This window comes from Sediminibacillus massiliensis (assembly GCF_900156915.1).
Lineage (GTDB): Bacteria > Bacillota > Bacilli > Bacillales > Amphibacillaceae > Sediminibacillus_A > Sediminibacillus_A massiliensis.
On the sequence record NZ_LT732535.1, the window covers coordinates 4,067,836 to 4,093,793 of the forward strand.

The 25,958-nt window shown below is 40.9% G+C and carries 23 protein-coding genes, 1 other RNA gene and 2 pseudogenes; 17 read left to right on the forward strand and 9 right to left on the reverse strand.

Annotated elements, in window-relative coordinates:
- Window positions 1-24: 24 nt before the first annotated feature.
- Window positions 25-768, forward strand: a complete 744-nt coding sequence (locus CZ434_RS20740; RefSeq protein ID WP_077624863.1) for an alpha/beta hydrolase — start codon at window positions 25-27, stop codon at window positions 766-768.
- A gap of 68 nt (window positions 769-836) precedes the next feature.
- The gene (rnr, locus tag CZ434_RS20745; protein ID WP_425442107.1) at window positions 837-3,131 is read left to right on the forward strand and encodes a ribonuclease R; all 2,295 of its coding nucleotides are present in this window, start codon (window positions 837-839) and stop codon (window positions 3,129-3,131) included.
- Between the two features lie 27 nt (window positions 3,132-3,158).
- Here rnr and CZ434_RS20750 read toward each other — a convergent pair whose 3' ends face one another.
- Both CZ434_RS20750 and CZ434_RS20755 read right to left on the reverse strand, forming a co-directional pair.
- A complete protein-coding gene (locus CZ434_RS20750; protein ID WP_077624865.1) occupies window positions 3,159-3,425 on the reverse strand; it encodes a hypothetical protein in 267 nt (88 codons plus the stop codon).
- 79 nt (window positions 3,426-3,504) lie between these two features.
- Complete coding sequence (locus CZ434_RS20755) at window positions 3,505-4,371, reverse strand: GNAT family N-acetyltransferase (RefSeq protein WP_084778749.1); 867 nt, start codon at window positions 4,369-4,371, stop codon at window positions 3,505-3,507.
- A 155-nt stretch (window positions 4,372-4,526) separates the two neighbouring features.
- Between CZ434_RS20755 and smpB the strand changes: the two genes are divergently transcribed.
- From smpB to CZ434_RS20770, 4 genes are all read left to right on the forward strand, one after another.
- Complete coding sequence (gene smpB, locus CZ434_RS20760; protein WP_077624867.1) at window positions 4,527-4,994, forward strand: SsrA-binding protein SmpB; 468 nt, start codon at window positions 4,527-4,529, stop codon at window positions 4,992-4,994.
- A gap of 122 nt (window positions 4,995-5,116) precedes the next feature.
- Window positions 5,117-5,477, forward strand: a transfer-messenger RNA (tmRNA) gene (ssrA, locus tag CZ434_RS20765).
- Between the two features lie 22 nt (window positions 5,478-5,499).
- Window positions 5,500-5,637, forward strand: coding sequence for a hypothetical protein (locus CZ434_RS22340; protein WP_179107335.1), 138 nt, complete (start codon window positions 5,500-5,502; stop codon window positions 5,635-5,637).
- Between the two features lie 138 nt (window positions 5,638-5,775).
- Window positions 5,776-5,964 carry a hypothetical protein gene (locus tag CZ434_RS20770; RefSeq protein WP_077624868.1) on the forward strand — a complete coding sequence of 63 codons (189 nt, stop codon included), beginning with the start codon at window positions 5,776-5,778 and terminating at the stop codon, window positions 5,962-5,964.
- Window positions 5,965-6,137: 173 nt separating this feature from the next.
- Here CZ434_RS20770 and CZ434_RS20775 read toward each other — a convergent pair whose 3' ends face one another.
- Window positions 6,138-6,404, reverse strand: coding sequence for a DUF1292 domain-containing protein (locus CZ434_RS20775; protein ID WP_077624869.1), 267 nt, complete (start codon window positions 6,402-6,404; stop codon window positions 6,138-6,140).
- Between the two features lie 292 nt (window positions 6,405-6,696).
- On the opposite strand from CZ434_RS20775, the gene CZ434_RS20780 reads away from it, so the two are divergent.
- Complete coding sequence (locus CZ434_RS20780) at window positions 6,697-7,329, forward strand: hypothetical protein (RefSeq protein ID WP_077624870.1); 633 nt, start codon at window positions 6,697-6,699, stop codon at window positions 7,327-7,329.
- A gap of 175 nt (window positions 7,330-7,504) precedes the next feature.
- On the opposite strand, the gene CZ434_RS20785 is transcribed toward CZ434_RS20780, so the two are convergent.
- The 3 genes from CZ434_RS20785 to CZ434_RS20795 all read right to left on the reverse strand — a co-directional run bounded on the left by CZ434_RS20785 (window position 7,505) and on the right by CZ434_RS20795 (window position 9,485).
- On the reverse strand, window positions 7,505-7,915 hold the full coding sequence (locus CZ434_RS20785; RefSeq protein WP_077624871.1) for a MerR family transcriptional regulator: 411 nt from the start codon (window positions 7,913-7,915) through the stop codon (window positions 7,505-7,507).
- A 217-nt stretch (window positions 7,916-8,132) separates the two neighbouring features.
- The gene (locus tag CZ434_RS20790; protein ID WP_077624872.1) at window positions 8,133-8,879 is read right to left on the reverse strand and encodes an SDR family oxidoreductase; all 747 of its coding nucleotides are present in this window, start codon (window positions 8,877-8,879) and stop codon (window positions 8,133-8,135) included.
- Between the two features lie 315 nt (window positions 8,880-9,194).
- Entirely contained in the window at window positions 9,195-9,485 is a 291-nt protein-coding gene (locus CZ434_RS20795; protein ID WP_245831042.1) for a VOC family protein, read from the reverse strand.
- A 219-nt stretch (window positions 9,486-9,704) separates the two neighbouring features.
- On the opposite strand from CZ434_RS20795, the pseudogene CZ434_RS20800 reads away from it, so the two are divergent.
- Both CZ434_RS20800 and uvsE read left to right on the forward strand, forming a co-directional pair.
- Window positions 9,705-9,830: pseudogene (locus CZ434_RS20800) on the forward strand (VOC family protein); the annotation flags it as partial.
- A gap of 480 nt (window positions 9,831-10,310) precedes the next feature.
- On the forward strand, window positions 10,311-11,264 hold the full coding sequence (gene uvsE, locus CZ434_RS20805) for a UV DNA damage repair endonuclease UvsE (protein WP_077624873.1): 954 nt from the start codon (window positions 10,311-10,313) through the stop codon (window positions 11,262-11,264).
- Window positions 11,265-11,373: 109 nt separating this feature from the next.
- On the opposite strand, the gene CZ434_RS20810 is transcribed toward uvsE, so the two are convergent.
- Complete coding sequence (locus CZ434_RS20810; protein WP_077624874.1) at window positions 11,374-12,558, reverse strand: M20 metallopeptidase family protein; 1,185 nt, start codon at window positions 12,556-12,558, stop codon at window positions 11,374-11,376.
- A gap of 129 nt (window positions 12,559-12,687) precedes the next feature.
- On the opposite strand from CZ434_RS20810, the gene CZ434_RS20815 reads away from it, so the two are divergent.
- The gene (locus tag CZ434_RS20815) at window positions 12,688-14,112 is read left to right on the forward strand and encodes a YfcC family protein (protein ID WP_095742946.1); all 1,425 of its coding nucleotides are present in this window, start codon (window positions 12,688-12,690) and stop codon (window positions 14,110-14,112) included.
- Window positions 14,113-14,154: 42 nt separating this feature from the next.
- Here the strand turns inward: CZ434_RS20815 and CZ434_RS20820 are convergent.
- Window positions 14,155-14,471 (reverse strand): annotated as a pseudogene (locus tag CZ434_RS20820) (YibE/F family protein); the annotation flags it as partial.
- An 827-nt stretch (window positions 14,472-15,298) separates the two neighbouring features.
- Between CZ434_RS20820 and CZ434_RS20825 the strand changes: the two are divergent.
- Together CZ434_RS20825 and CZ434_RS20830 are read left to right on the forward strand one after the other, a co-directional pair.
- Window positions 15,299-15,760 carry a MarR family winged helix-turn-helix transcriptional regulator gene (locus CZ434_RS20825; protein WP_077624875.1) on the forward strand — a complete coding sequence of 154 codons (462 nt, stop codon included), beginning with the start codon at window positions 15,299-15,301 and terminating at the stop codon, window positions 15,758-15,760.
- Window positions 15,757-18,417 carry an MMPL family transporter gene (locus CZ434_RS20830; RefSeq protein ID WP_077624876.1) on the forward strand — a complete coding sequence of 887 codons (2,661 nt, stop codon included), beginning with the start codon at window positions 15,757-15,759 and terminating at the stop codon, window positions 18,415-18,417. Before CZ434_RS20825 ends, CZ434_RS20830 begins: the two co-directional genes overlap by 4 nt.
- Window positions 18,418-18,515: 98 nt before the next feature.
- Here CZ434_RS20830 and CZ434_RS20835 read toward each other — a convergent pair whose 3' ends face one another.
- Entirely contained in the window at window positions 18,516-19,043 is a 528-nt protein-coding gene (locus tag CZ434_RS20835; protein WP_077624877.1) for a DinB family protein, read from the reverse strand.
- An 841-nt stretch (window positions 19,044-19,884) separates the two neighbouring features.
- Here CZ434_RS20835 and abc-f point away from each other — a divergent pair.
- The 5 genes from abc-f (at window position 19,885) to CZ434_RS20860 (ending at window position 25,670) form a co-directional block, all read left to right on the forward strand.
- Window positions 19,885-21,528, forward strand: a complete 1,644-nt coding sequence (gene abc-f, locus CZ434_RS20840) for a ribosomal protection-like ABC-F family protein (protein WP_077624878.1) — start codon at window positions 19,885-19,887, stop codon at window positions 21,526-21,528.
- A gap of 64 nt (window positions 21,529-21,592) precedes the next feature.
- Entirely contained in the window at window positions 21,593-21,796 is a 204-nt protein-coding gene (locus tag CZ434_RS20845) for a zinc ribbon domain-containing protein (protein WP_077624879.1), read from the forward strand.
- 285 nt (window positions 21,797-22,081) lie between these two features.
- Window positions 22,082-23,185: a hypothetical protein gene (locus tag CZ434_RS20850; RefSeq protein WP_077624880.1), complete on the forward strand. Its 1,104-nt coding sequence runs from the start codon at window positions 22,082-22,084 to the stop codon at window positions 23,183-23,185.
- Between the two features lie 252 nt (window positions 23,186-23,437).
- Window positions 23,438-24,247 carry a zinc transporter ZupT gene (gene zupT, locus CZ434_RS20855; protein WP_077624881.1) on the forward strand — a complete coding sequence of 270 codons (810 nt, stop codon included), beginning with the start codon at window positions 23,438-23,440 and terminating at the stop codon, window positions 24,245-24,247.
- Between the two features lie 190 nt (window positions 24,248-24,437).
- Window positions 24,438-25,670, forward strand: coding sequence for a hemolysin family protein (locus CZ434_RS20860; protein ID WP_077624882.1), 1,233 nt, complete (start codon window positions 24,438-24,440; stop codon window positions 25,668-25,670).
- The last annotated feature ends 288 nt before the right edge of the window (window positions 25,671-25,958 follow it).

Here is a 25,958-nt window from a genome sequence, read left to right on the forward strand (position 1 = left end):
ATCGAAAGAGGAGATGTAGCTACCATGAAAATAAAATTGCCGGAACCATTTACGTTTGAAGGAGGAGACCGTGCGGTATTGTTACTACATGGGTTTACAGGACATTCAGCGGATGTCCGTATGCTCGGAAGATTCCTTCAGAAAAAAGGCTATACATGTCATGCGCCTATTTACAGAGGACATGGACAGCCCCCGGAAGAACTGATCAAAGCCAATCCAGATCAATGGTGGGAGGATGTGCAGGCTGCCGTTCAGCACCTGAAGGAACTGGGGCATGACGAAATTGCTGTCGCAGGGTTGTCCTTAGGCGGTGTGCTCGGATTGAAGCTTGCCTATTCCCAGCCGATCAAAGCAATCATCCCGATGTGCGCGCCGATGTTCTTTGACAATGAAACCCAATTGACGAAAGGTTTTAAGTCATTTTCAAAGGAATTCAAACAACTTGAAAAGAAAGATGAAGAGACGATCGAAGCAGAAGTACAGGCCCTTTTGGACAACTCCGCTGAAATGTTTCAGCGACTTGGAGGTTTAATTACAGAAGTTAAAGACCATATTGATCATATATATGCACCTGCTTTTGTGGTGCAGGCGAGAAACGACGGAATGATTAACACGGACAGCGCCACCTATATATATGACAATGTGGAATCAGATCAAAAGGACATCAAATGGTATGAGGATTCCGGCCATGTCATAACGTTGGACAAAGAGAAGGACCAGCTCCATGAGGACATTTATCAATTTTTAGAATCTCTTTCATGGTCGTAAGCCATAATAGGATTATACATTAAAATGACAAAATTATAATGAAGGAAGGTGAGCATTTGGAAACCGAAATGAAACAACAGATTATAGATTATTTCAAAGACAATGCATCCAAGCCATTGTCCGTACAGGAAATCGAGGAAATCCTTGATTTACAGGATGCGGATTCGTTTAAAATTCTTATGAAGAATCTGAATGAATTGGAAGAGGCCGGTGAATTGGTCCGGACGAGGAAAAACCGGTACGGTCCACCAGAGCGCATGAACTTGATCCGCGGAAAGATTCAGATGCACGCAAAGGGTTTCGCGTTTCTGATTCCCGATGAAGAAAATCAGGACGATGTGTATATCAATCATTCAGATCTGCAATCAGCAATGAACAATGATAGAGTCTTAGTCCGCATCGAAGGAAGAGACGAACAAGGCAAACGTCCGGAAGGCGTCGTCATCAGAATTTTGGAAAGGGCTACGACCGAACTTGTTGGTACTTACGATGATAATGGCAATTTTGGTTTTGTCGTTGCAGACGATAAACGGATTCCGAATGATATATTTGTGCCGAAAAGTGCTTCAAAAGGCGCGGTAGACGGCCATAAAGTGATTGTGAAAATCACAAAATTCCCTGAAGGAAGAATGAGTGCAGAAGGGGAAGTCGTTCAAATCCTCGGACATAAGAATGATCCGGGAATCGACATTATCTCCATCATCCATAAACATGGCATTAAAGTCGACTTTCCTGATGAGGTTCTTCAACAGGCGGAGAATACACCGGAAACCATCCGGGAAGAAGAGATTGCCAACCGCCGCGATTTGCGTGATGAAGTGATTGTCACGATAGACGGCGCAGATGCGAAAGATTTGGATGATGCCGTCACGGTTAAGCAATTAGACAACGGAAATTATAAATTGGGTGTCTATATTGCTGATGTCAGTTATTATGTCGAAGAAAATTCCCCTATCGATCAAGAAGCGATGGAACGGGCAACAAGTGTCTATCTTGTCGACAGGGTAATCCCGATGATTCCTCACAGACTCTCAAACGGTATATGTTCCTTGAACCCACAAGTAGACCGTCTGACACTTGGCTGTGAAATGGAAATCGATAGAAATGGCGCGGTCGTCAATCATGAGATTTTTCAGGCAGTTATTAAAACGAATGAACGGATGACCTATCACGATGTAAACAAAATTCTGGTTGACGAAGACCAGGATTTGAAGGAACGTTACCAGGAGCTTGTTCCTATGTTCAAGGATATGGAAAAGCTTGCCCAAATTCTGCGCGGAAAAAGGATGGGCAGGGGTGCGATCGATTTTGATTTCAAAGAAGCGCAAGTATTGGTTGACAATGAAGGGAAAGCTGCCGATGTAGTCTTGCGTGAACGGTCCGTTGCAGAACGACTTATCGAAGAATTCATGCTGGCAGCCAACGAAACGGTAGCCGAGCATTTCCATTGGATGGACGTTCCGTTTATACACCGGATTCACCAAGACCCGAATCCGGATAAACTCCAACACTTTTTCGAGTTTATCGCCAACTTGGGATATGTGGTGAAGGGAACCTCTAATGAAATTCATCCACAAGCCTTGCAGAGCGTATTGGATGAAGTCCAGGGAACCCAGGAAGAGATGATTATTTCCAAATTGATGTTACGTTCGATGCAGCAGGCTAAGTATGACCCGCAGAGCATCGGGCACTTTGGATTGGCGACTGATTTCTATACACACTTTACATCCCCGATCCGCAGGTATCCTGACTTGATCGTACACCGATTGATCCGCACTTATTTGATCAATGGACAGTTGGATGACAAAACAAGGAGCCATTGGAAAGAAAAGATGCCTGAAGTAGCAAGGCATTCTTCCGAAATGGAGCGTGCTGCAGTAGATGCGGAGCGGGAAACGGATGATTTGAAGAAAGCAGAATATATGCAAGATAAAATCGGAGAAGAATTCGATGGTGTCATCAGCTCTGTCACAGGCTTCGGCTTGTTCGTCGAACTTCCGAATACAATTGAAGGACTTGTCCATGTCAGTTATCTAACCGATGACTACTACCATTTTGAAGAGCGGCAATATGCCATGATCGGGGAACGAACCGGTAACATATTCCGCATTGGGGACGAAATTACGGTGCGCGTTGTGAACGTCAACCTCGATGAACGTGTTGTCGATTTTGAAATAGTCGGGATGAAACCGAGAAAGCAAAGAGTTGCGCCAGACCGCCCGAAAGTCATTACAGCCAAACGAGAGCATAAGGCTGCCAAACCAGGTAAAGGCAAAGCAAATGGCAAAGCCAATGGAAAAGGTTCCAAAGGTCCTGGCAAGAAAAGCAATCCAAAAGCGAAAAAGAAGAAAAAGAAAAAGTAGGCGCAGAATTTTCTGCACCTACTTTTTTTAGGCTATAACAATGGCCAGTACAAGGAATACTACCGCAGCTATTAAATAAATCCACCCTAACATTTGCGCTTTGCGCTCACGCTTTTTGACAGAAAGTCCGCCTGTAATGAACAAGAACAGAGTGAATACTGCAAAAGTAACCCATCCCCAGCTGTATAACAGCCCGAAGTGAAGCCTGATTAGGAAAAAGATATTCGCCGGTATGGCGATAATCAGCGGAATATATAAGGAATTCAAGGTGAATTGCTTGTTATTACTGCTCATAAGATCATCTCCCTACCTTTGATGTGTTATTATCTTACGAAAGTAATGAAAGCTGGCAGCTATTATCATTTTCCCCGAATTACTTTTGTTCAATCCAATCTCCATAAAGGATCCATGGATCTGAAAGTTCAAAAGCCTGTTTATCGGGAATTTTCTTAAACCCTTCTTCTGAGAAATCGATCCACACGGCTGGATGAAGCGGATGACGATCAGCATAGTGGAAGGCCGTTTCCCAAAAGCCCGGTTGTTCAAAATGATCATCCCAGAAATATTTCACCTGTGCATACCAATCGCGCTTTTGATCATTTCTGATTGTCATAAACCGCTGCTTGTCAGGACTTAGATAGAATGCCGATTCTTCCAGATATTCATCTGTTACAAGTGTTTGCTTGAATGGCAGCGGGTAATAGCATTCATATGGAAAGACGTTTATAGCATTATGAGTAACTGAATCAAGCAGTTCTCTCTTTTTTGCAGTATTTTCGACAGGCTGCCACAAATCACCTGATGTGCCACCAACCAACTGTCTGTTTTTGACATGGATGGAATGAAGAGTTGTTACGGGGGACAGTGTCAGTTTTTCCAAAACCCTTCTGGCCGGTTTGTTGCCGACGTTTGTGTTGGCGCCAACCCAAGTTATATCAGGGTTTTTTTTCAACTCTTCAATAATGTAGGCTAATAAATCTGTCGCAAAACCTTTGGACAGGAACTTTTTATTGCTGCGGAGGCGTCCAAGCATTGCGTATCCCCCTGGAAAAATCGTATAGCCGGCAATCGCAAGCAGGTTGTTTTCATGAAACATGCCAAATACATCCTGGCTGCTTGATTCCACTAAATGAGGGAATATATGCAAGACATAATCATCTTCGATATTGGTTTCCATCTGTTTTACAGTTTCCCAGTCATCGGTTGTGAGTTTTCTTATTTGCAGTAACCCCTGTTCCATCGTACTATCTCCTTCTTGTATATATTTCCAGCTCATATTTTCTCACAGAACGGGGAAATTTGCACGGATATTAAAAAGGGGTATTCACGTGATAATTGGAATCCTTGGGTGTTTTTGATAAAATAAACTTTACGGATTATTAGGAGGAAAGCGTTATGCCAAAAGGTCAGAACAATGCAATCGCACAAAACAGAAAAGCTAGCCATGACTTCATCATAGAAGAAACATATGAAGCAGGGATCGTCCTGCAAGGTACGGAAATCAAATCATTAAGAGCGGGCAGAGTGAATTTAAAAGACAGTTTCGCCCGGATTGACAGGGGAGAAGCCTATTTGATCAACTTGCATATTTCTCCGTATGAGCAGGGCAATCGTTTCAATCACGACCCGACCCGTACAAGAAAGCTGTTGCTCCACCGCAAGGAGATAGACAAGCTGATCGGTGAGACACAGCAGCAAGGTTATTCGCTTGTACCCCTGAAAATTTATATTAAGAATGGTGTTGCCAAAGTTTTAATCGGACTGGGCAGGGGTAAAAAGAAATATGATAAGCGTGAAGACCTGAAACAAAAGCAGGCCAAACGTGATATTGACCGCGCCATTAAGGATAAATTCCGCGGCTAGGGTTGAAAAAACGATGAAATGTGCTATAATGTTAATTGTCTGGTCAACAGACCCCAACAATTTTATAGAATATAGTGCTTGATTCTATCATAAATTCCGTTGGACCCTGAGATACTTTTCATGGGGACGTTACGGATTCGACAGGGATAGGTCGAGCTCAGGCTGCGGGTCGAGGTTACGACTCGTAAAACGTTATTCGCCTAAATATAACTGGCAAAGAAAACAACTACTCTTTAGCAGCTGCGTAAGCAGCCTAAAGGATCCTTCCTGCCATCGCCCGTGTGGCAGATGAAGGGTCTCAAATGAAGCGGGCTACGCTGTCCATCCACCGTCTGAGGATGGCAGAAGAGATTAATCAGACTAGCTCCTCGGAAGCCTGTTGGTAGGCTGAAGAGGAAGCGAATGATAATATACCAACTACGCTCGTAGATGCCTGAGTGCCGATATCTCTGGACGTGGGTTCGACTCCCACCGTCTCCACCAATACATAATTGGTGGTTTTTTAATGTCTTTTGAAGGTTTGTTTGAAGAAACTTTGAATTCTCCAACAAAGATAAGCAGTTCAGCTTTTGTGGAGAAAACAAGATATAACATAGCAAATAAAGTGTTGATTGCATCTGTTTTAGCACTTGAATTTTATTGACATGTCAACATTTACCTTCTAATTTAACCCTATAAATAGCAATGTAATTAGCAGTGTGATATCTATTGTCAATGCGGTAAGTCTGTTGTTGAAAAAAACCGAAATATTGTTTTGACTAATTAGAAAGGAAAGTTGTCGATGACGAAATTATATTATAGTGGTTTAAAATATGGAGAAAATGATGTGGAAGTAAAATTATTGGTGGATATACAAAATGATTGGCTTGAGATAACACATACCAAGGAAGTGTCTCAAGTAATGAATAAATCAACAGGTAAATATATAACAGTAAAACGAAATACCTTGAAATTTGAAGTTGTTTCATAATGGGGATTTTTTTCAGTTAAAAGGCGATGTGCCAGATTTTTTTAAAAAAATTGGGTATAACGATAATTAATCATGCTGGAATCCGCCACACATCCTTTTTACAAATAAAAGGAATATTGCTCTCCCTCAGAAAAAAATCCCCTGTTGGCTTTGTGGAACAGGGGATCAATTTTTTAGTCTTCTTCTATTATTGCATCAAACGCTTCTGATACTTTTTCAAATTCCTCATCAGAGTCAATCGCAGATAAATCACCTTCATTGTCTATCTTTAAGAAAAAGATATCTATATCTTCTTCGTTTTCATTCTGTAAATCTTCTGCAAAGCCGACTGCCACATAGTCAGTACCTTCTAAGGTGACCTTTGCCAAAACTTCAACAGTTTGATCCTCATTTGTTTCATCACTTATGGTGAAAGTTTCACCTACTTTGATTTCTTCCATTATCATTACCCTTCCTTTCTTTTGTAAAGACATTGTTGGATAAGCTCCGCCTTTATTCTTCCTAAGCATTTGACGTTCTATGTGCCATTTTTGAAAATGAAACCTGGTTTGCATGTCTTACGTATAACAGTAACAATCTTTTAAAGAGGATTTCAATAAGTGAAATTCCATAATCAGGAGTTGGTAAATTTACATAGATTGCGGTTGTCTAGAAACATATCTTCCTATATACGAAACCAAAACCAAGTCATATGATATGTGTATAATATATAACGAAAAAGGTGTTGAGGGAATGGCCAAAACAATGAAGCAACAGAAAGCAGCATTTAACGAACTTACAAGACCCCATCCATTTCACATTTATTTTTTTCCTCTTTTTTTTGGTATTGTCAGTATAATGGCTCCGCATGAATCCCGGCCTCATACGATCGCAGTGGGAATTATGATGATATTACTGCTTGTTTTCGCGCTGTATGTTACATTTTTCAACAGACATGACAGGCGGCTTTATAATCGCTATCTTTCCATTACAATGGTCATTACATCCATAATTACACTTATACCCGGTCTGAAAATATCAGTCGGAGTATTTTGGATTGTTTTTCTTCTTTTTTTCTGGTGTATCGTTTATCTAGTTTCATTTTATGGGGAAAAAGTATTTCCATCTAAAAAATTTCCTGTTTGGGGTATTATTGCATGCACAGTGTTTTTCTTGTTGATGAGTTGGATAACCAGTAACGGAGCAGTCGGGTATGGTGGTACACTTTATGTCTCGATGTTGGAGGATGAACATATGCTGGTGTCACTTTTTGGTGAGGAAAAAGGCTGGCAGTTTGTGTCCTACTTATATAGTCTTTCATCATCTTCACTGTTGCTTATGTTCTCTAAGACTATTTTGCATGTAAGAAATAAAGAGGGGGTGTAAGGGGCATTTGAAGATGCTCAGCAACTAGTGCAAAGTATCTTGCTTGGTTTAAGTTTTATTGTAGTTTTATTCCACAATCAGGTTCTTTCCTTTAAACAGGGCTAATTTTTTACGACCGGATTGTGGAGTAATACTCATATTTAGTGGCAGACCTATATTACCCATCCAATGAAGATTAATTAATAATCTCTATCTTGTCTTGTTTATGAACATCTTCCGTGCCGGCATGTAAAGCAGTCTTGTAATACCAGCATTTGTGCTCGATGAGCTCCATTGTTTTTTTCAATTCTTCCATTTGTGCTTCAACAGTTTGCTTTCGTTCGATAAACATGTGATATCTTTGTTCCAGCGTAGAATCACCTTCAGAACACCAATCAATGAAATTCTTAATTTCCTTAATAGGCATACCGGTGGATTTTAAACATTCAATTATTTTTAAGGCGTCTATATCGGATTCTTTAAACAATCGTGTTCCGTTATCTGTCCGTTCTACAAAGGGCATGAGACCCTCCTTGTCATAGTAGCGCAGGGTATATACGGTAAGATTTAATTCTTTTGCTATTTCGCTGATAGAATAAGTCTTCATCATTTATCTCCCTTTCCGATTAAATAGACCTCGAGTCAGCTCTTATTGTGAGAGGATTTTATCATGGTTTTTGTTGAACGTCAAAAGTCTCCACTAAGGAAATGTATCTTTAATACTGTTGGTATCTGACGGGTATGATGTAGTTATATTTTGTCCATTATTTATTATTTTAGAGGCTGTCGATATCTTACCGACAGCCTGAGTTATTGCGAAAATATTACCAAGGTTGATTTGTTGGACCAATTGTAAATTCATTAACATTCGTATCTTCCGGCTGTTCAAGGGCAAACGCAACAACATTGGCAATTCGGTCAGGCGTAATCCCAAATTGTTTGTACATAGCAGTCATACCTTCTGCAGTATCTTCATCAGTTATCGTATCCAACAATTCTGTATTGATGGCTGCTGGATAAATAGTCGCGGTGCGAATGTTGGTGCCCTCTTGGGCAGATTCCATGCGTAATACTTCCATTAAATCACGCACCGCCCACTTTGTTGCACCATAAACAGCGCCACCAGGGTAAGCTTTAAGTCCAGCTACTGAAGAAGTGGTGATAATATGTCCATGCTTTTGTGAAGTAAATGTTGGCAATACTGCAGCGATACCATTCAATACACCTTTAATATTAACATCAACCATACTGTTCCACTCTTCAGTTTTCAATGCTGAAAGTGGTGAATTTGGCATAATCCCGGCATTCAAGAAGATTGCATCTACACCGCCGAAAGTATCTTTAGCCAGTTGGACAAGTTGCTGACTATCATCAGGATTAACAACGTCTGTAGCGCGATAAACCGCCTGGCCTCCACTTGATTTGATTTCAGTAGCTAATTCTTTTAAACGCTCTTCACGTCTTGCGCCAAGTACAATTTTTGCTCCTTTATCAGCTAACAGTTTTGCTGTAGCTTCTCCGATCCCTGAACTTGCGCCTGTAATTACAATTACTTTGTTTTTAATTGTCATTTATTTTCCTCCTTTCAAACTTAACGATTTTATTCTAAATCCTAGAGTTAACTATAAGGCAAGCGTTTTAAGTAAATTTTTGTTCTAGAGTTGAAAGTTAATGGAGGGGTACTAAAGGAAGTATCCACAAAGGATACCAAATATAAATGAAATGCATGTGGAAATAGGCATGGATTCTCTTCTCAACATACCATGCTCTTACTAGCAAAATTCTTTATGATGAACATTACTATTTATCTTCACGCAATAGATAGTTGTTTCCGTCTTGGTCCTTAAATAAAAACATTGTGCCATATGGCATTCTTTGCATTTTATCTACTTCCACTCCATTTTGCTGCATTTTCTCGAAGCAGATTCTATATCAGTTGTGCTGAAGAGAATAGAAGGGGGAGCAACAGCTGAAGGGTTCTGTTTTTCCATTGCTGACTTCGAGTAAAGAACCAGAGTGGTGTATTCGTCTTCACTCGGCCCAACCTCAATCCATGATATGTTTGTTCCCATAGCTTGTTCAAATTTTAAGACAAATCCAACTTTGTTTAACCAGAAGTCTTTAGCTTGTTCTTGATCATTTACATAAACAGTTATTTTTCCAATTTTGTTAATCATAGAAAGCTCCTTTTTTGTTTACTGTCAGTATTAGTTAATTTATCATTTCCAATTATCCATAGTAATTGTCTTTGGTTCTAGTCAAAGGGAACAAATTACAACAAGAATCTACGAATCATATAAAAATATTGCAATACATTACATATTGTATTAACAGGGGAGGGTATTACCGACAAAAAATAGAAGTTTTATTTAATCTATTTTTTAGGAGGAGACATGATGAAACTGGGAGCTTTTTCTGTAAGTTTAAATGTAAAGGATATTGATCGATCAAAAGCATTTTACAAGAACTTGGGTTTTAGAACTTTAGGTGGCGATATTAATCAAAAATGGCTGATTATGAAGATCTGTTTCAAATATTGCCCCTCCATCTGAATCAATCAATCCACTCCGTCAAAGCACAACTTAAGCACTCGACTTCAATTGTATTTCCATTCGATAATGTTATTTTTCTCATATTTTACCCCTTTAAAAAAATTTCGCTTTTTTAACTCTACTGCCTCGTTCGTTGAACGTGCTCTAAGCAGCTTATTTGAATGAAAATAACTTCTTATCCAATGAATTCATATTCTCATTATACATTAACTATAATACTCATAATGCCATTTCCTACATAGATTAAATGCATTTGCAAGCGACGAAGAAGTGTCTTGCAAGTGAACGGTTGCTATTAAGCCTAAACGGGTAGAAGGTGTTATGGAAATAGTTTGTAACCATTATGAGGGTCTATGTCGGTACTTTAGTTTTTTGCTCTCAATTCCTCGCATGGCTTCCATTAAGTTACAGATACTATCACCATCCACAATGTTAACTTGGAGTGAAATAATGATACTCAGATTCGGTTATGTCTCAACTGCACTATCTTTATGGGAAGCATCGCCTTCCAGGACACTTACGTTCACCAATTGGAAAAAGCTGGACAAAAACAGCAGGAAGGAAAAACTATATCATCTTACAGAGCAAAACTTAACCAATACGATGCGGACCCTACACTACAATATTGCCCATGGGATTGACATTTACAGGATGTCTTCTTCACTTGTGCCTCTAGCAACCCATCCAGAAGTCAGATGGGATTTTGTTACGCCTTTCCGGCATCTTTTTGAAGAAATCGGTGCTATGGTGCAAAAAAATGAATTACGGGTCAGTTTTCACCCTAATCAATTCACATTATTCACAAGTCCTCAAGATCATGTGACTTCCAACGCGATTGGTGATATGACCTATCATTATGAAATGCTGAAAGCGATGGGATTACATAAGGAAGCAACGATGAATATTCATGTCGGAGGAGCCTATGGTAATAAACGGGAGGCAATCGAGCGCTTTGACCGGAATTTTGTTCAACTCGGCAAAGATATTCTCCGGCAAACAACCCTTGAAAACGACGATAAAACTTACACAGCAGAGGAAACCTTGCAAGTATGTGAAAAGCACGGGATTCCCTTTGTTTTCGATTATCATCATCACTGGGCTAATCCGGGTGAGGGAGCTTATGAAAAGTTGCTGCCCAGGATTTTTGCCACATGGGAGGGCACTGGCAAGCCGCCTAAGTTCCACTTGTCTTCTCCTAAATCAGAAAAGTTATACAGGGCCCATGCGGATTATGTAGAAAAGGATTTCGCGATCGATTTTATCCATGCATTAAAAGCCTATGGGGAATCAGCTGACATCATGATTGAAGCAAAGGCGAAGGACAAAGCGGCTTTGAAGCTTGTTGATGAGTTGGCGAAAGTGCGAGGGTATAAGAGGGTTAACGGAGTGGCGATCGAGGTATAGGGACAGATGTAATGAGAGACGTAATAATTTTAATCCTATATAAATGAAGTACGGAATTATAGAAGCGTGCCAGGAAAGTTGTTTTCCAGCACGCTTTACTTTACTTCTTTTATTCAGCCGAGACCACGCCATGATTTAAAAGTGAAAGAAAAAACAGCCTTCCTATCGTGCTTATAGCTTTCTCATCCACATCGAACTTTGGATGATGGTGTGGATAAACAGCATCCAATTCTTCATTTCTTCCTCCTACGAAGAAAAAGGTTCCTGGAACTTCTTCGAGGTAATAGGCAAAATCCTCGGCCCCCATGAAAGCATTCATCTTTTTGACATACACTTCAGGTAAATATTGCTCTGCTAATTGTTTGAGCTGTCGAGTCGGCTCTGCATGGTTATACAACGAGGTGTGCCCATATACGTAATCAATACTCCCTTTGACGCCGGTATGTATTTCAACTGCTTTCACGGCATCCCGTATTTTTTTCTCTGCCAGCTCCCGGATTGCCGGGTCATACGTCCTGACTGTTCCTCCTACCGAGGCGCTGTCGGGTATGACATTCAGGGCATGACCGCTATGTAAAGAACCAACTGTGACTACTGCCGCTTTCAGAGGATCAACATTGCGGCTGACGATTTGCTGGAGGCTCATTACCAGCTGACTGGCAGCCACCACCGGATCAATCGCCAGGTGCGGCATGGCGCCATGGCCGCCTCTGCCTGATATGGTGATTTCGAAAGTATCTGCTGCAGCCATCGTATATCCTTCGTTAAACAGCACTTCCCCGATTTGGTTTTCCGACCAGACATGCGCGCCGTATACCGCGTCAACTCCTTCCAGACAACCGTCGGCTATCATTCTTTTTGCTCCCCCTGGGGCAACTTCTTCTGCAAATTGATGAATGAAAACGACCGTTCCGGCAAGGGTTGATTTCCTGCTGCTTAACACGCGGGCTACTCCGAGCAATGCTGCTGTGTGTACATCGTGTCCACACGCATGGGCGACTCCTGGAACTGTCGATTTATATGGGACATTTTTTTCATCCTGTATTGGCAATGCATCGAAATCTGCACGCAATGCTATCGTTTTTCCGGGTTGTTCCCCTCGAAGATAACCGACAACCCCATTTCCGCCGAAATTGGTTCTCACTTCCAAGCCAAGACTTTTGAGGTGATCAGCGATAAATGCAGGAGTACGTTTCTCCTCATTGGATAATTCCGGGTGCATATGCAAGTCCCGTCGGATGGTGATCAATTCTTCTTCTAGTTGTTTCAATTCTTCAAATAAGTTGTTAATCATTTTCCCCTCCACTTTTGTCGTAAAAAATAGAATTTTGCAATAATTTGCAATTACTCTTATACTAGACAATAACTTTATTCCTTTCAACCAGGGACTAAAGAATTTATCAACCAGGGGGAATTGACACACATGGAATCACAGTTGAAAGAAACATCTGAAGTCCCAGAAAAACATCCAAAAAGAAAGTGGGAAATGCCAGATACTTACGTAATCCTTTTTCTCGTACTACTGGCCGCTGCCGTTGCGACTTATTTTGTCCCGGCAGGTTCATTCGAGAGGGAAGTGGTTGACGATGTAGAACGGGTAATTCCGGGTACATTTAGTGAAGTGGATGGCAGTGCCGCAGGATTTATGGATATCTTTCTGGCACTTCAGGAAGGAATGATCCAATCAGCAGGCATCATCTTTTTAGTATTATTTGCGGGTGGAGCATTCGAGGTAGTCGAACGTTCAGGAGCCATTAAAGGCGGGATTATCCGGGCTGTCGACAAAACCCGTGGAAAAGAATTCTGGTTAATTGCAATTGTTTCCTTATTATTTGCTATTGGTGGTGCTGTCGGAGCAGTAGCCAACGCGATCATCCCGTTTGTTGCCATCGGCTTGATCATTGCGAGGGGGCTGAAACTCGATGCGATTGTGGCTGTATCGATCACCTTCGGAGCCACATTTGCCGGTTTCAATGTTGGCTTCGTCAATCCATATACCGTGGGAATCGCCCAATCGATTGCGGACATTCCATTATTTTCCGGTATGTTATACAGGATCATTGCTTTTGTTGTAATAGTTGGAATCACCATTCTTTACACATGGCGCTATGCAAAAAGAATTATGAACGATCCTTCCAAAAGTCTTGTCGGGGTGTTGGATCAGGATAGTTCTCAACAAGATAAGCTGCAGGCGCCTTTTACTGCCAGACATAAATGGATTGTAAGTTTTGTGGGAATCGGGCTATTATTCTTCATTTTTGCAACAATACAATTTAAATGGACAATCAATCATATGGCGGCCTTTTTCATCATTTTAGGAATTGTTTGTGGAATCATTGCCGGTATGAATTATAACGAAATTGCCGTGACGTTTTTGGAAGGTTGTCAAAAACTGGTATACGGTGCATTGATTGTCGGTGTGGCACGAGCGGTATTAATTGTCATGGAAAACGCGGAAATACTGGATACTTTTGTACATGCCATTTCCGTACCTCTGGAAGGGCTTTCTCCTGTCCTGGCAGCTTTGGGGATGTTTGTTGCCAACGGAATCATGAATTTCCTTGTCCCATCGGGAAGTGGACAGGCGATGATGGCCATGCCGATTCTGTCTCCGTTGGCAGATATGATCGGCATCACCAGGCAGGTTGCTGTTCAGGCTTATCAGTTCGGGGATGGTTTCACCAATAGTATTTTTCCGACATCAGGACCATTAATGGCGAGTCTGGCGGTTGCCGGAGTACCATGGATTAAATGGGCAAGGTGGATGCTTCCTTTGCTGGGAATCTGGACAGTAATAGCAGTAATCATGCTCAGTGTTGGGGTATTGATAAATTGGGGTCCTGTATAAAACAGGTAAATAAGAGCGCTGGTCGTGATGACCAGCGCTCTTTTACTCTTCATTTTTCTCTTTCGTTTTTAGGAAGAAAGAAGCGGTTATCCAAGCAGTAATCGGAATTGCCAGTGCAACTCCAAATCTGCACAAAGAATGGTAATCATTTCAGCATTGAAAACTTTCGAGTTTACGATTTCACCGAGTGAATACTCTAAATCTTTGAACCAGATAAGCAATCCTAGATAGCTGCCGAAGAAAGCGAAAAATAAGGTGTTGGCACTGGTGCCCAGGATATCTTTTCCGATATTCATTCCAGATGTGAACAAAGCTTTCCGGGAAATGGAAGGAGTATGACTTAATATTTCACGCACCGGAAAGGCATCCCTCCTTAACCGGGCTGTTTTAAATGTCCTAGTTTGATAAAAAACAGTTTTTATTTATCTACAAAAAGCGAACTACTATCAAAGATTTATTACCTCAACTAGTACATATAGAATCATACGCGCAGAATCATTTTAGGTATTTTTATACACAATTGAGGCAAACTGCGACATAGCGAAAATTCTATTTTGTGAAGATTTCTCTTCTTCTGATGTTAATTGAGTGTTAACCCGACGCTGCGGAAAAATACTCGCTTTCCGTGGGGAACGCTTCAGCTTCCTCGGTGCAAAAAGCGCCCCTGCGGGATCTTCAGACTGTTCCTTTCCCACAGGAGTCTCGCATTTTTCCTCCGCTTGGATTGGCATTCTGTTTAAGCAAGAAGAAATACTAGTTTAAGTGTTAAAAGATATTTTTCTACCCAAAATGCAGAAATACCAAACAGCGAAGGCAGAACACGCAGACTCCTGCAGGAACAGCGAAAGGTCTTCGATGGGGCGAGTAACCGCAGTCCCACGAGTCCGAAGACCCCGCAAGAAGCGTACTTTGCTGATGAGGAGGCTGAGGCCGTGCCCGCGGAAAGCGAAGTGTTCTGCCGCAGCGGTTGTATAGCACTCGACTTAATCAGGATGGGGAAAGTGAACTGAAGTTATGTCGCAGTTTATGTTTACTGTGCAAAGGTAATAAGTTCTTTGATAAGGCTCTATTACAAGCTCTTTGTACAACGTAAAGTTTGACAAAGTATGGTTTAGTACTCTAAACTAAATAGCGTGCAAAATAGTTTAGAGATATAAACCTTATTTTTTTGAAAAGAGGTGGCGCAGTGGGAGATAAGAAATTACATCAAGCAGTAAGTCTGTTCGGAGACGTTTTACTAGCGGGTACGGAGCTTGTCAGAAAAGAGGTAAGCCTCGATTCCCTTCAGAATCTATCCAATGAGCAAACAGATTTACTGAACATACTAAAGAAAAAAGGCGCAAGCTCACCAGGGAACCTTGCCGTATTGCAAGGCGTTCATAAAAGTGCGATTTCCAACCGATTGACGAAACTGATGAAAAAAGGTTTGGTCGAATGGGAAAATCCCCCCGCGACCGCAGACAAACGGTCCAAGCTGGTCAAACTTTCAGCGGAAGGGGAAAAAGTGATAAAGGAAATAGACGAAGCTGTCTATCACATCATTGAAAATTTACTGAATGATGTCGAGGAAGAAAAAATAGACAACTTTATGGATATTCTTCTGATAGTAAAAGAAAAGCTAAACGAAAAAGGGGATAGCGGAGAATGAGATTTATCATTAAGTTTAGATGGTTGATTGCCGTTTTAATATTGGCATTGACAGTTACGTTATCTTTGACAGCTCCAAATTTGACTGAGCTGGCAAATGAAAAAGGACAAACACAGCTTCCATCTGATGTTTCTTCCTCACAGGCCAATCAAATCCTCGAGGATGCCGGCCTGGATGATAATACGATCAGCGTTGTAGTGACCCTGGACGAAACATTGAATGAAGATTTGGAAACACAATTGGAAGATATGATCGGAGAGATCGAAGAATTTAACGGAGTTCAGGATGTAACAACTCCATTTGTTGAAGATGAGGATATAAGGGAACAGCTTATGTCCGAAGATGAGAAGACGATCCTTATCCCAGTAACGGTTTCGGGTTCGGATGAAGAGATAGAGGAAACTGCCGACCAAATCTATGAGGTTGTTCCTGACGATATTACTGCTTATATTACAGGTTCTTCACTCATCAATCAGGACTTTGCCCATAGTTCTAAAGAAGGTTTGAAGAAAACCGAAATTATAACAATCGGGCTGATTTTAGGATTGTTGTTGCTAGTGTTCCGCTCACTGATAACTCCGTTTGTGCCGCTTATTACAGTAGGTTTCACCTATTTGATCAGTCAATCGCTGTTGGCGATTTTGGTGGAAAACGTCGATTTCCCTATTTCGACCTTTACGCAGACATTTTTGGTTGCGATTTTGTTTGGGATAGGTACGGACTATTGTATCCTTCTTTTAACAAGATTTCGGGAAGAGCTCGCCAATGGGCATGATAAGGTAGAAGCAACTGTAACAGCTTACCGCACAGCGGGAAGAACATTATTTATAAGTGGTATTGCCGTGTTGATCGGATTTGCAGCGATCGGCTTTGCAAAATTTGCTGTATTCCAATCAGCGGTCGGTGTAGCAGTCGGGGTGGGGATCCTGATTCTTATTTTGTTTACTCTGCTTCCACTTTTCATGGTCACTCTGGGAGAGAAATTGTTCTGGCCGTCTAAAAAAGTGGCTTCCCACAGCAACAACAAGCTCTGGCACTTCCTTGGCAGAAATTCTGTTGCCCGGCCGGTATTGTTTCTTGTTATCGCAGCAATTGTCACTGTCCCATTCGTGCTTACTTATGACGGACAGGTTTCCTTTGATAACACCGAGGAAATTAGCAGTGACTATAAATCGATCAAGGGATTAAACGCAATCAGTGAAGCAGTTGGGGAAGGAAAAGCCTTTCCAGTCAAGGTGGTTATAAAAGAGGATGAAGAGTTGACAACCACCGAGACGATACCGTATTTAGAAAATATCAGTAAGGCAATTGAAAAAGTAGATAATGTAGATTCTGTTATGACAATTACCCAGCCTACTGGTGATAGAATAGAAGATTTATATATCGATTCCCAGCTCGGAGAAGTATCTAATGGTATAAATGACGCAGTGGACGGTATGAAAGAGGTTCAGAGTGGTTTGACCGAGGTACAGAACGGACTCAGTCAAATTGCCGATCAGGCTGGTGCCGGCAGCGGTTCTGGCGGATCTTTATCAGAAGCGACCAATGGACTGGACCAAATTAACCAGCAACTGCAGGGTACTACTGCCCAGCTTTCGCAGACCGGTAACGTTCAACAGGCGGTGCCTCAGCTACAGGCAATCAGTGGTCAATTAGGTGAGGTCCAAGCTGGACTTGAACAAGCAAATGCACAGCTTGCTGGCCAACAAGAACAAGTTGGCGAATTGACATCCTCACTTAATCAGCTTGCTGAAGGAGTGGAAAGTGCAAATAACGGACTTACCGAAATATCTGACGGATTGGCGAGTGCTGCTGATACATTAAATAACATGAGTGAAAGTCCCACAGTCAGGGATACCGGGATTTACTTGCCAGAGGAAACATTAGAGAACGAAGACTTTGGACAATCCATTGACAATTATTCTTTTGCCGATGGGGAAGGGATCACCATGGATGTCGTACTTGAAGTTAATCCTTACTCTGAAGAGGCAATTGATACAGTCAGACAGATAAAGGAAGCTGTGGACAACGAGATTATTGATACGCCGTTTGAAAATGCTGAAATTGCCTATGGTGGTGTGTCAAGCTCAAATGCAGACTTGGAAGAACTATCGACAACGGATCTTTCCAGAACCATGGTAATCATGATGGTTGGTTTGTTTATCGTTTTGACCATACTTTTCCGTTCGATGATCATGCCGGTCTATATGATTGCATCTCTGTTGCTGACCTACTATACCGCGATTTCCATAGCAGAAATGATTTTCGTGAATTTAATGGATTACAGCGGTATCAGTTGGGCCGTTCCGTTCTTTAGTTTCGTCATATTGGTTGCATTGGGGATAGATTACTCCATCTTCTTGCTTGATCGGTTCAGTGAAGAAGTGAAAGCCGGTATCGACAAGGGGATGGTGACTGCCATGACGAAAATGGGGACAGTCATTATCACTGCTGCAATCATTCTGGCAGGAACATTCGGGGCAATGATGCCCTCGGGCGTACTCACATTAGTGCAGGTGGCATCTGTCGTCATCATCGGTCTGTTACTATACGGTCTGGTCATTCTGCCATTGCTTGTCCCGTCGATCGTTGTAACATTGGGCGAAGGCAACTGGTGGCCATTCACGAGAAAAAAAGATAAGACAGGCGAAATGTAACAAACTAATTAAAAAGAAATCTTTTGTACCAACCCCTGAGAGTTAGAGTGGAATATCTAACTTTCAGGGGTGTTTTTATGTCAGGATATTACAACCTGTCATTTTAATATGCCCAAATATTCTTTCCATGGTCCAACATCTTGTCTGTATCTTTCTGCGAAAATCCTGGTGATCTGGGAGATATGCGTTAAATCGTGGACCGCCCATGTTGAAATCAACTCACGAACTTTCACTGTGCCAAATGCTGGATGGAATCCTGTCTTCTCTAAAGTGTTCTTATCAGAATTGATCAGCGATTGTAGTTTGACAAGGTTTTCGGCTCTTATCGTTTTAAAAGCATGCAGCTTTTCCTCGATGCTAGATTGTGTGTCGGTGTCTTTTAAATGGGCAAAACGGTCAAAAGGCGGAAAGGCTTGTCCTTCACCTTTCTTGAGAATAAATTCAAGCCTTGGAAGCCAGTTTTGTTTCTCTGCCTCAATTAGATGATTGATTACTTCAAAGGAGTTCCAAGTATCCCCACCTTCATTACAATTCAGCCAATTCACCGAGATGCCTGACAGAAAATATTCCAACGTCCGGGGTGTACGTTCCAAAATTTCCATTGCTTCATGCAAGTCAAAATTCATGTTCAAGCCCCTTTTCCAGGTTTTCCAAAATAATATCATATTTCAGGAATTTATATTAAAGTAGATGAATAGTTTGTTTGAAAATAAGAAGAATAAAGAACAGAAAAATAACTTTTCAAAATAACATAAAAAATTCCAAAAAACAGGTTTACTTCATTCATATGTTTGTTATAATGGGTTTAACAATACATAGAACATTTCTTTTGATAACACCAAATATCATAAGTAATAACCGGGTCTGCCTTTATGGGCAGACCCATTATATTTTTGCGAAAGATAAAGGTCCTGTTTCCAGGTCCTTTTTTTTATAGCTATGATGACACAATCAGGGAATTTCCATGTAAAAACGGGGAGGCTCCCTGATTACGCCTATGAGGCGGATTTAGATCACGGGCATATGCTGCAACAGGCTGTTACTTGGAAAGTGAACCTTATTGTCTCTTTACTCCGAAGGCTTCAAGGGGAAACTCACCGCTGAAGTGTTATAAACGAGAAAAAGCTAGATCACTTTGCTCTTTTTATTAATTGTATGCTATACTTTTCTTAAATAAACGGAGAGAGGATGATGGGTGGACGATGTTGAACTAATCTTATTTTCAAAGTTTGAAATCGTATATTTCAAAACGAACGAAATAGGATTAGTCTGCCCATTTTTCTAAACAAGTTATCCAGCTGTCAAATTGCGGCTTATTTTTTATTCTATTGGTATGACTAATCCTTCCAAAAATACTTGGGAGGATTTTTTTATTGACTAAGAACGGACAATTCGAATTTTTACATTTTGTCAATACTATGCTGCGTTCGCGGCAGGATCCTCCCTTTGAGGAAAGGGAATGATTATATGACCGAATTATTGAAATTGGTGAATCTTCAATACGAAATAAAGGACCATGTACTATTCGAAAAAGTAAATGGGAGTGTCGAAGAACGAGACATTATTGGTATTATTGGCAAAAATGGTGCGGGTAAATCAACCTTGCTCCAGCTCATTAACAATGAACAAAATCCGACGGACGGTCGATTGCTATGGTTGCAGAAAGATGTAAAAGTGGAAATGGTGGAACAAGAAACCGAATCATATTCGTTTGGGGCGACGACCGTTTTGGAAGAAAAGCTAATGGAAAAGTGGCATGTCCCTAAAGTCGAATTTTCCAGCTTGAGTGGTGGTGAAAAGCTAAAAGCACGTCTTGCTAACGGTTTTTCCAAACAGGCAGATTTGCTGTTGCTGGATGAACCGACCAATCATCTTGATCAACAGGGTTTAGAACTGCTGCAAAAGCAAATCAGGAATTATAGGGGCACCATCATCATGGTTTCCCATGACCGTCACTTTTTAGACGGAATTGCCAACAAGATTTGGTCGATCGAAGGAAAGCAGCTCATAGAACACAGGGGGAACTATTCCAGCTATATGGAAGTGCGTAAACAGAGAAGAATTACCCAGCAGCGGGAATATGAAAAACAACAGAAACGAATCGAACAGATAGAGAATCAAATGAAAGAACTTACTTCCTGGTCGAACAAGGCTCATGCCCAATCGACCAAACAAGATGGATATAAAGAATATTACCGCAAAAAAGCGAAACGGATGGACACTCAAGTCAAATCAAAACAAAAACGCCTGGAAAAAGAGCTGGAAAAAACAAAGGCACAACCAGTGGAGCCTGACTACCAAGTAACCTTCACCTTTAAGGCCAACAATAAAGTCGGAAAAAGGTTTATAGAAGTCAACAACTTGATAAAGTCTTTTCAAGGACGGATACTTTTAAAGAATGTTAATTTTACCGTCAAACATGGAGAAAAGGTTTCTATCACAGGACCGAACGGCAGTGGCAAGACAACATTGTTAAAAATATTATTAGGCGATGAGCCGGCAGAGGGGAAAATATGGATTTCTCCTTCAGCTAACATCGGTTATCTAACCCAGGAAGTATTTGATTTACCGCTTAATCAAACTCCGGCCCAGTTATTCCACAGAGAGACTTTCGAGGCAAGAGGGAAAGTGCAAACATTGATGAAACATCTCGGGTTTATGGCCTCCCAATGGTCTGAACCCATTAGTGAAATGAGTATGGGGGAGCGGGTCAAGTGCAAGCTGATGAAATATATATTGGAAGAAAAAGATGCACTCGTATTGGATGAACCGACGAACCATCTCGATTTACCTTCCCGTGAACAGTTGGAAGACACATTATCTAAGTACCCCGGTACGCTGATCGTTGTATCGCATGATCGATACTTTCTTGAAAAAACGACTAGCACAAAGTTGATCATTACGGACAATACTGTTGAAAAGGAACGGATTGACGCTTCTAAGAAAAGGAATAATGATGAAGAGCTGCGATTACAGTTGGAAACGGAAAGGCAGGAAGTACTGGGAAAGCTTAGTTTTATGACTCCTGCTGACAAGCATTATAAAGAACTTGATCAAAGGTTCACAGAACTCACCAAAAGAATCAATAAACTAAAGAGAACGCAAGAATGAAACTATTTCCTCGGAAATATCGTATAGGATATAAATCGATTAATTGGAAAAGGGGTGCAGTTATATGACTGAACAAGGTTGTATAAAATGTGGAAGCAAAGAAGCAGACAAGAAGGAAGTAGCAATGACAGGTACAGGTTTGTCTAAAATGTTCGATGTTCAAAACAATCAGTTTGTCGTTGTTTTCTGTAAGAATTGCGGATATTCGGAGTTTTACAATAAGAATGCGTCAAAGTCATCCAATATCCTGGATTTATTCTTCGGTTGAATAGTGGCTTAATTATGTTGAGGAGCATTACTTGTAGTGATGCTCCTTTTATTTTTGCGGTGTTATCGGTAAATGGCGCCTCGATGGCGTGTCTATTCTTGCCGTCCATGCATGCATGATTTACTCCTAGTCAAATAAATGGGGAACCGAAGAATCTATGTTTGAAACAGGCTCCTGCTGATATTTGGATATTTGGGTTCCTTCATTATCAACATGTACCATATAAGGTCATATGCTTTCATTATAACCACACTTAAAGTACGTATGACTTAGGAGGGATTTGAAATGGACGACAACCAACATCTCCTATTTTTATCTTATATGAAAGGTAGAAATATTGAAGTTTTTAAAGGCGGGCCGGAATTCCAACAAGGAAAACTTCTAGATGTGCAGCAAGACTATTTGATTTTGTCTACAACAGATAATGGCTTCATCTACTATCCATTAAAACATATGAAAAGTGTCATTGAGGATTCCCATGCAGATTTGCCTGTCCTTGAGGCGGAAGAGACAGCCTCTTTTCGAGATGCCAATAATATCCTCGAATTACTGGAAAATCTGAAATATCAGCCAGTACGGATAAACCAAGGAAGACCTGAATCCCGTTACGGAAGATTATTGTCTGTGGAATCTGATTATTTAGTGATGTTAACGGAAAAGGACGGAATTATCTATTACAATTTGGACCATATGAAAAGCATATGTGAACCCTTTGGCTCTGGTGAAAGCTTTCCTATAGAAAGAAACATGGAAATACCCCCATATCTTGATCAGCCTGATTTTTATACACTTATTGGCAGTTGCAAGTACAGATGGGTGACGATCAATCATGGAGAAGCAGGGAATATGGAAGGTGTTTTAGTAGAAAACGCAAATGACCACATTATATTGATCCACCATAATGAAATAGTGAGAATTCCAGCTAAACATATAAAGAGCATAAGCCTGGGGCAGAAGATAAAACAGAAAAATGGCAGAAATACATCTGACAACGAGACGTTAATACAACAAACGGAAATGTTTGAAGGATCAGAATCTGAATCTGTTGAAGATGAAGACTCTGCCAATAACGAAAAAAAAACTAATTTAGAAGAAACACCCGAAGAAATAAAAAAAAACAGTAAGGCAAAACTCCTAGGAGAAGCCACCCCTAAACAACCATCCACCAGGAAAAAAGCTGCAGAGAAACCGACAAACTTTTCCTTGTCAGCATTAAAAAACAGAAAACAAGAGCAGAAGAGTCCGGAGAAAGAAATAGAAGACTCTGAAGAAACAAGTGAGCAAGATCAACCGAATGACAATGGAATCCGCAACAAACATTTCAACTATAACCAGTTATATTATTCGAGTTACTTACATGCAAAACCGAAAAGGAAAAGAAGAAGATAACATTTAGGCTATAGCGAATTTACCACCACAGGAGGAATATTTCAGTCAGCATATTAAAAAGCAGTATTTTAAAAGTTGACTGAAATTTTGCTTTAGCATAAAATGTTTCCTAAGAGAAACTTTCGCTCATTTGATAAAAGTAATATTTTTTTGCGCAAAAAGTTTCCCTTAGGAAACATTTTAAGAGAAGTGCATATAATGAAAATCAATAAATGGGTTGTATGAAGGATATGAACAAAGAGGAGAAGATGTGTGATGGAAAACTTATTATTAGCTTTCGGATTGACTCTGATGGCTGGTTTAGCAACTGGAATCGGCAGTGTTCTGGCATTCTTCACTTCGACTACCAATACGAAATTCTTGTCACTCGCGTTAGGTTTCTCCGCCGGTGTCATGATTTATGTCTCCATGATCGAGATTTTTTGGAAGGCTAAAGATGCTCTTGTCGGTTCATTAGGAGTCGAATGGGGAAACTGGCTGACAGTAATTGGTTTTTTCGGTGGAATGTTTTTAATAGCGATGATTGATAAATTTATACCAAAGCAGGGTAATCCACATGAAGTGAAAAAAGTGGAAGACATGAATGAAAAGGAAACAGCAATCAGTGATCCTAGCTTGCTCAAGATGGGAACCTTTACTGCATTGGCAATAGCGATCCATAACTTTCCGGAAGGAATTGCTACTTTCACTTCAGCACTTCAGGACCCGGCGCTGGGAATAGCGATTGCTGTGGCAATTGCCATTCATAATATACCTGAAGGGATAGCTGTGTCTGTTCCCGTTTATTTTGCAACAGGCGACAAGAAGAAAGCTTTCAAACTTTCATTTTTATCCGGATTGTCCGAACCGGTCGGGGCAATCGTGGCTTACTTAGTGTTAATGCCGTTCTTGAATGATGTTATGTTCGGAATGATTTTTGCAGCAGTAGCGGGAATCATGGTGTTTATTTCTTTGGATGAGCTGCTGCCGGCATCTCAAAAATATGATGAAGCACACATTTCCATTTATGGGTTAATAGGCGGGATGGGTGTGATGGCCCTTAGTCTTTTGCTATTTATATAGGTTGCGGCGGAGTGCAACTCCGCTTTTTGGTGTTGGAAAGTTTATACTATCTGCTTACAGGATAAATCATTATAATAACGATGAATGCATTTTTTCCTGTTAATGCTCCACCTAATACTACTATAGATATGAAATAAAAAACGATAAAACACATAACATAAGCATACGACAGAATTGGAGGCTTTCGACATTGTTTATTGCTATCATTTTCTTTTTGTTAATGTCTTTCTTTTTATCGGGAAGTGAAACAGCACTGACCGCTGTTAATAAAATGAAGGTAAAGACTAAGGCGGAGAACGGAGATAAAAGATCTCAGCTTTTATTGAATTTGATTTCTAAACCAGATGAATTGATTACAGCTATTTTGATCGGGAACAACATATCAAACATCATGCTGCCGACGTTGGTCACAATAGTTGCGTTGGATTATGGCTTCAATGTCGGCCTGGCGACAGGAATACTTACAGTGGTGCTGATTATCTTCGCGGAAGTTCTGCCAAAATCAGTTGCAGCCACTTTTTCCGAAAAAGTTTCCTATCTTGTATTTCCCGTGATCAGGGTTTTGCTATGGATTGTCAAGCCGCTGACCTTTTTGTTATCGAAATTCACAAGGATGGTTATTCGAATGATCTCCAAGCAAGATCCTGATGGGGTTTCCATATCAAAAGAAGAGTTAAGGACGATGGTCGACATTGCCACAGCCGAAGGAACCTTTGCAAGTGATGAAAAGCATCGAATCAAAGGTGTCATCGATTTTCATCGGTTGGATGTAAGGGACGCCCTGAAAACCCCAAGAATGGAAATTATAGGTATCCCGTCGACTGCCACTTATGGACAAGCGCTTGATATTGTATTAAACAGTAACCATACCAGGTATCCGATTTATGAAGAAAATATGGACAACATAATAGCGGTCTTCCATGCCAAGCAGCTGCTTTCCTGGTCCTTAGATCAAACCCAAATCTTACAGCAGTTTACGGATAACAATCCATTATATGTATTTGAGTTTCACTCAATCGAAAAAGTATTCAAGCAAATGTTAAAGGAAAGAAAACATATGGCGATTGTACTGGACGAATATGGTGGAACAAATGGCATCTTGACGAATGAGGATATTATCGAAGCGATGATCGGCCAGGAAATTAAAGATGAAACAGACGTGGACGAAGAGGCACTGATAGAGGAGTTTTCCGAGTCGCGGATCGTTTGTAATGGTAAAATCTCTCTCCACCGCCTGAATGAAGTGTTCCGAACAGACATACCGGAAGAGGAGGACATTTTGTCAGGATTCTTATTACGTGAATTCGGATACTTCCCCAAAGTCGGAGATACGTATGTATATGAAGACCTTCATTTTGAGATAAAAGAAGTGGAGGACAACAAACTAAGAACAATAGAAATCGTCAAGCAAACAAATGAATAACGATCTTCCGTAAAAAGGGTTGCCTAACAGCGACCCTTTTTAAATTGAGTACTTTGTCCAGTAGAGAAAAGTTACATGTTGTGTAGAGTTGAGGGAAACTAACGCATAGTTGCAATTTTATTTCTAGTTGTTCTGATGATTGTTGAGTGCATGGACTCGCTGCGGCAGAACACTTCGCTTTCCTCGGGCACGGCCTCAGCTTCCTCAGAAGCAAAAAGCGCTTCTTGCGGGATCTTCGGACGCGTGCTATTCCTGCAGGAGTCTACGTATTCTACCTCCGCTGGTTGG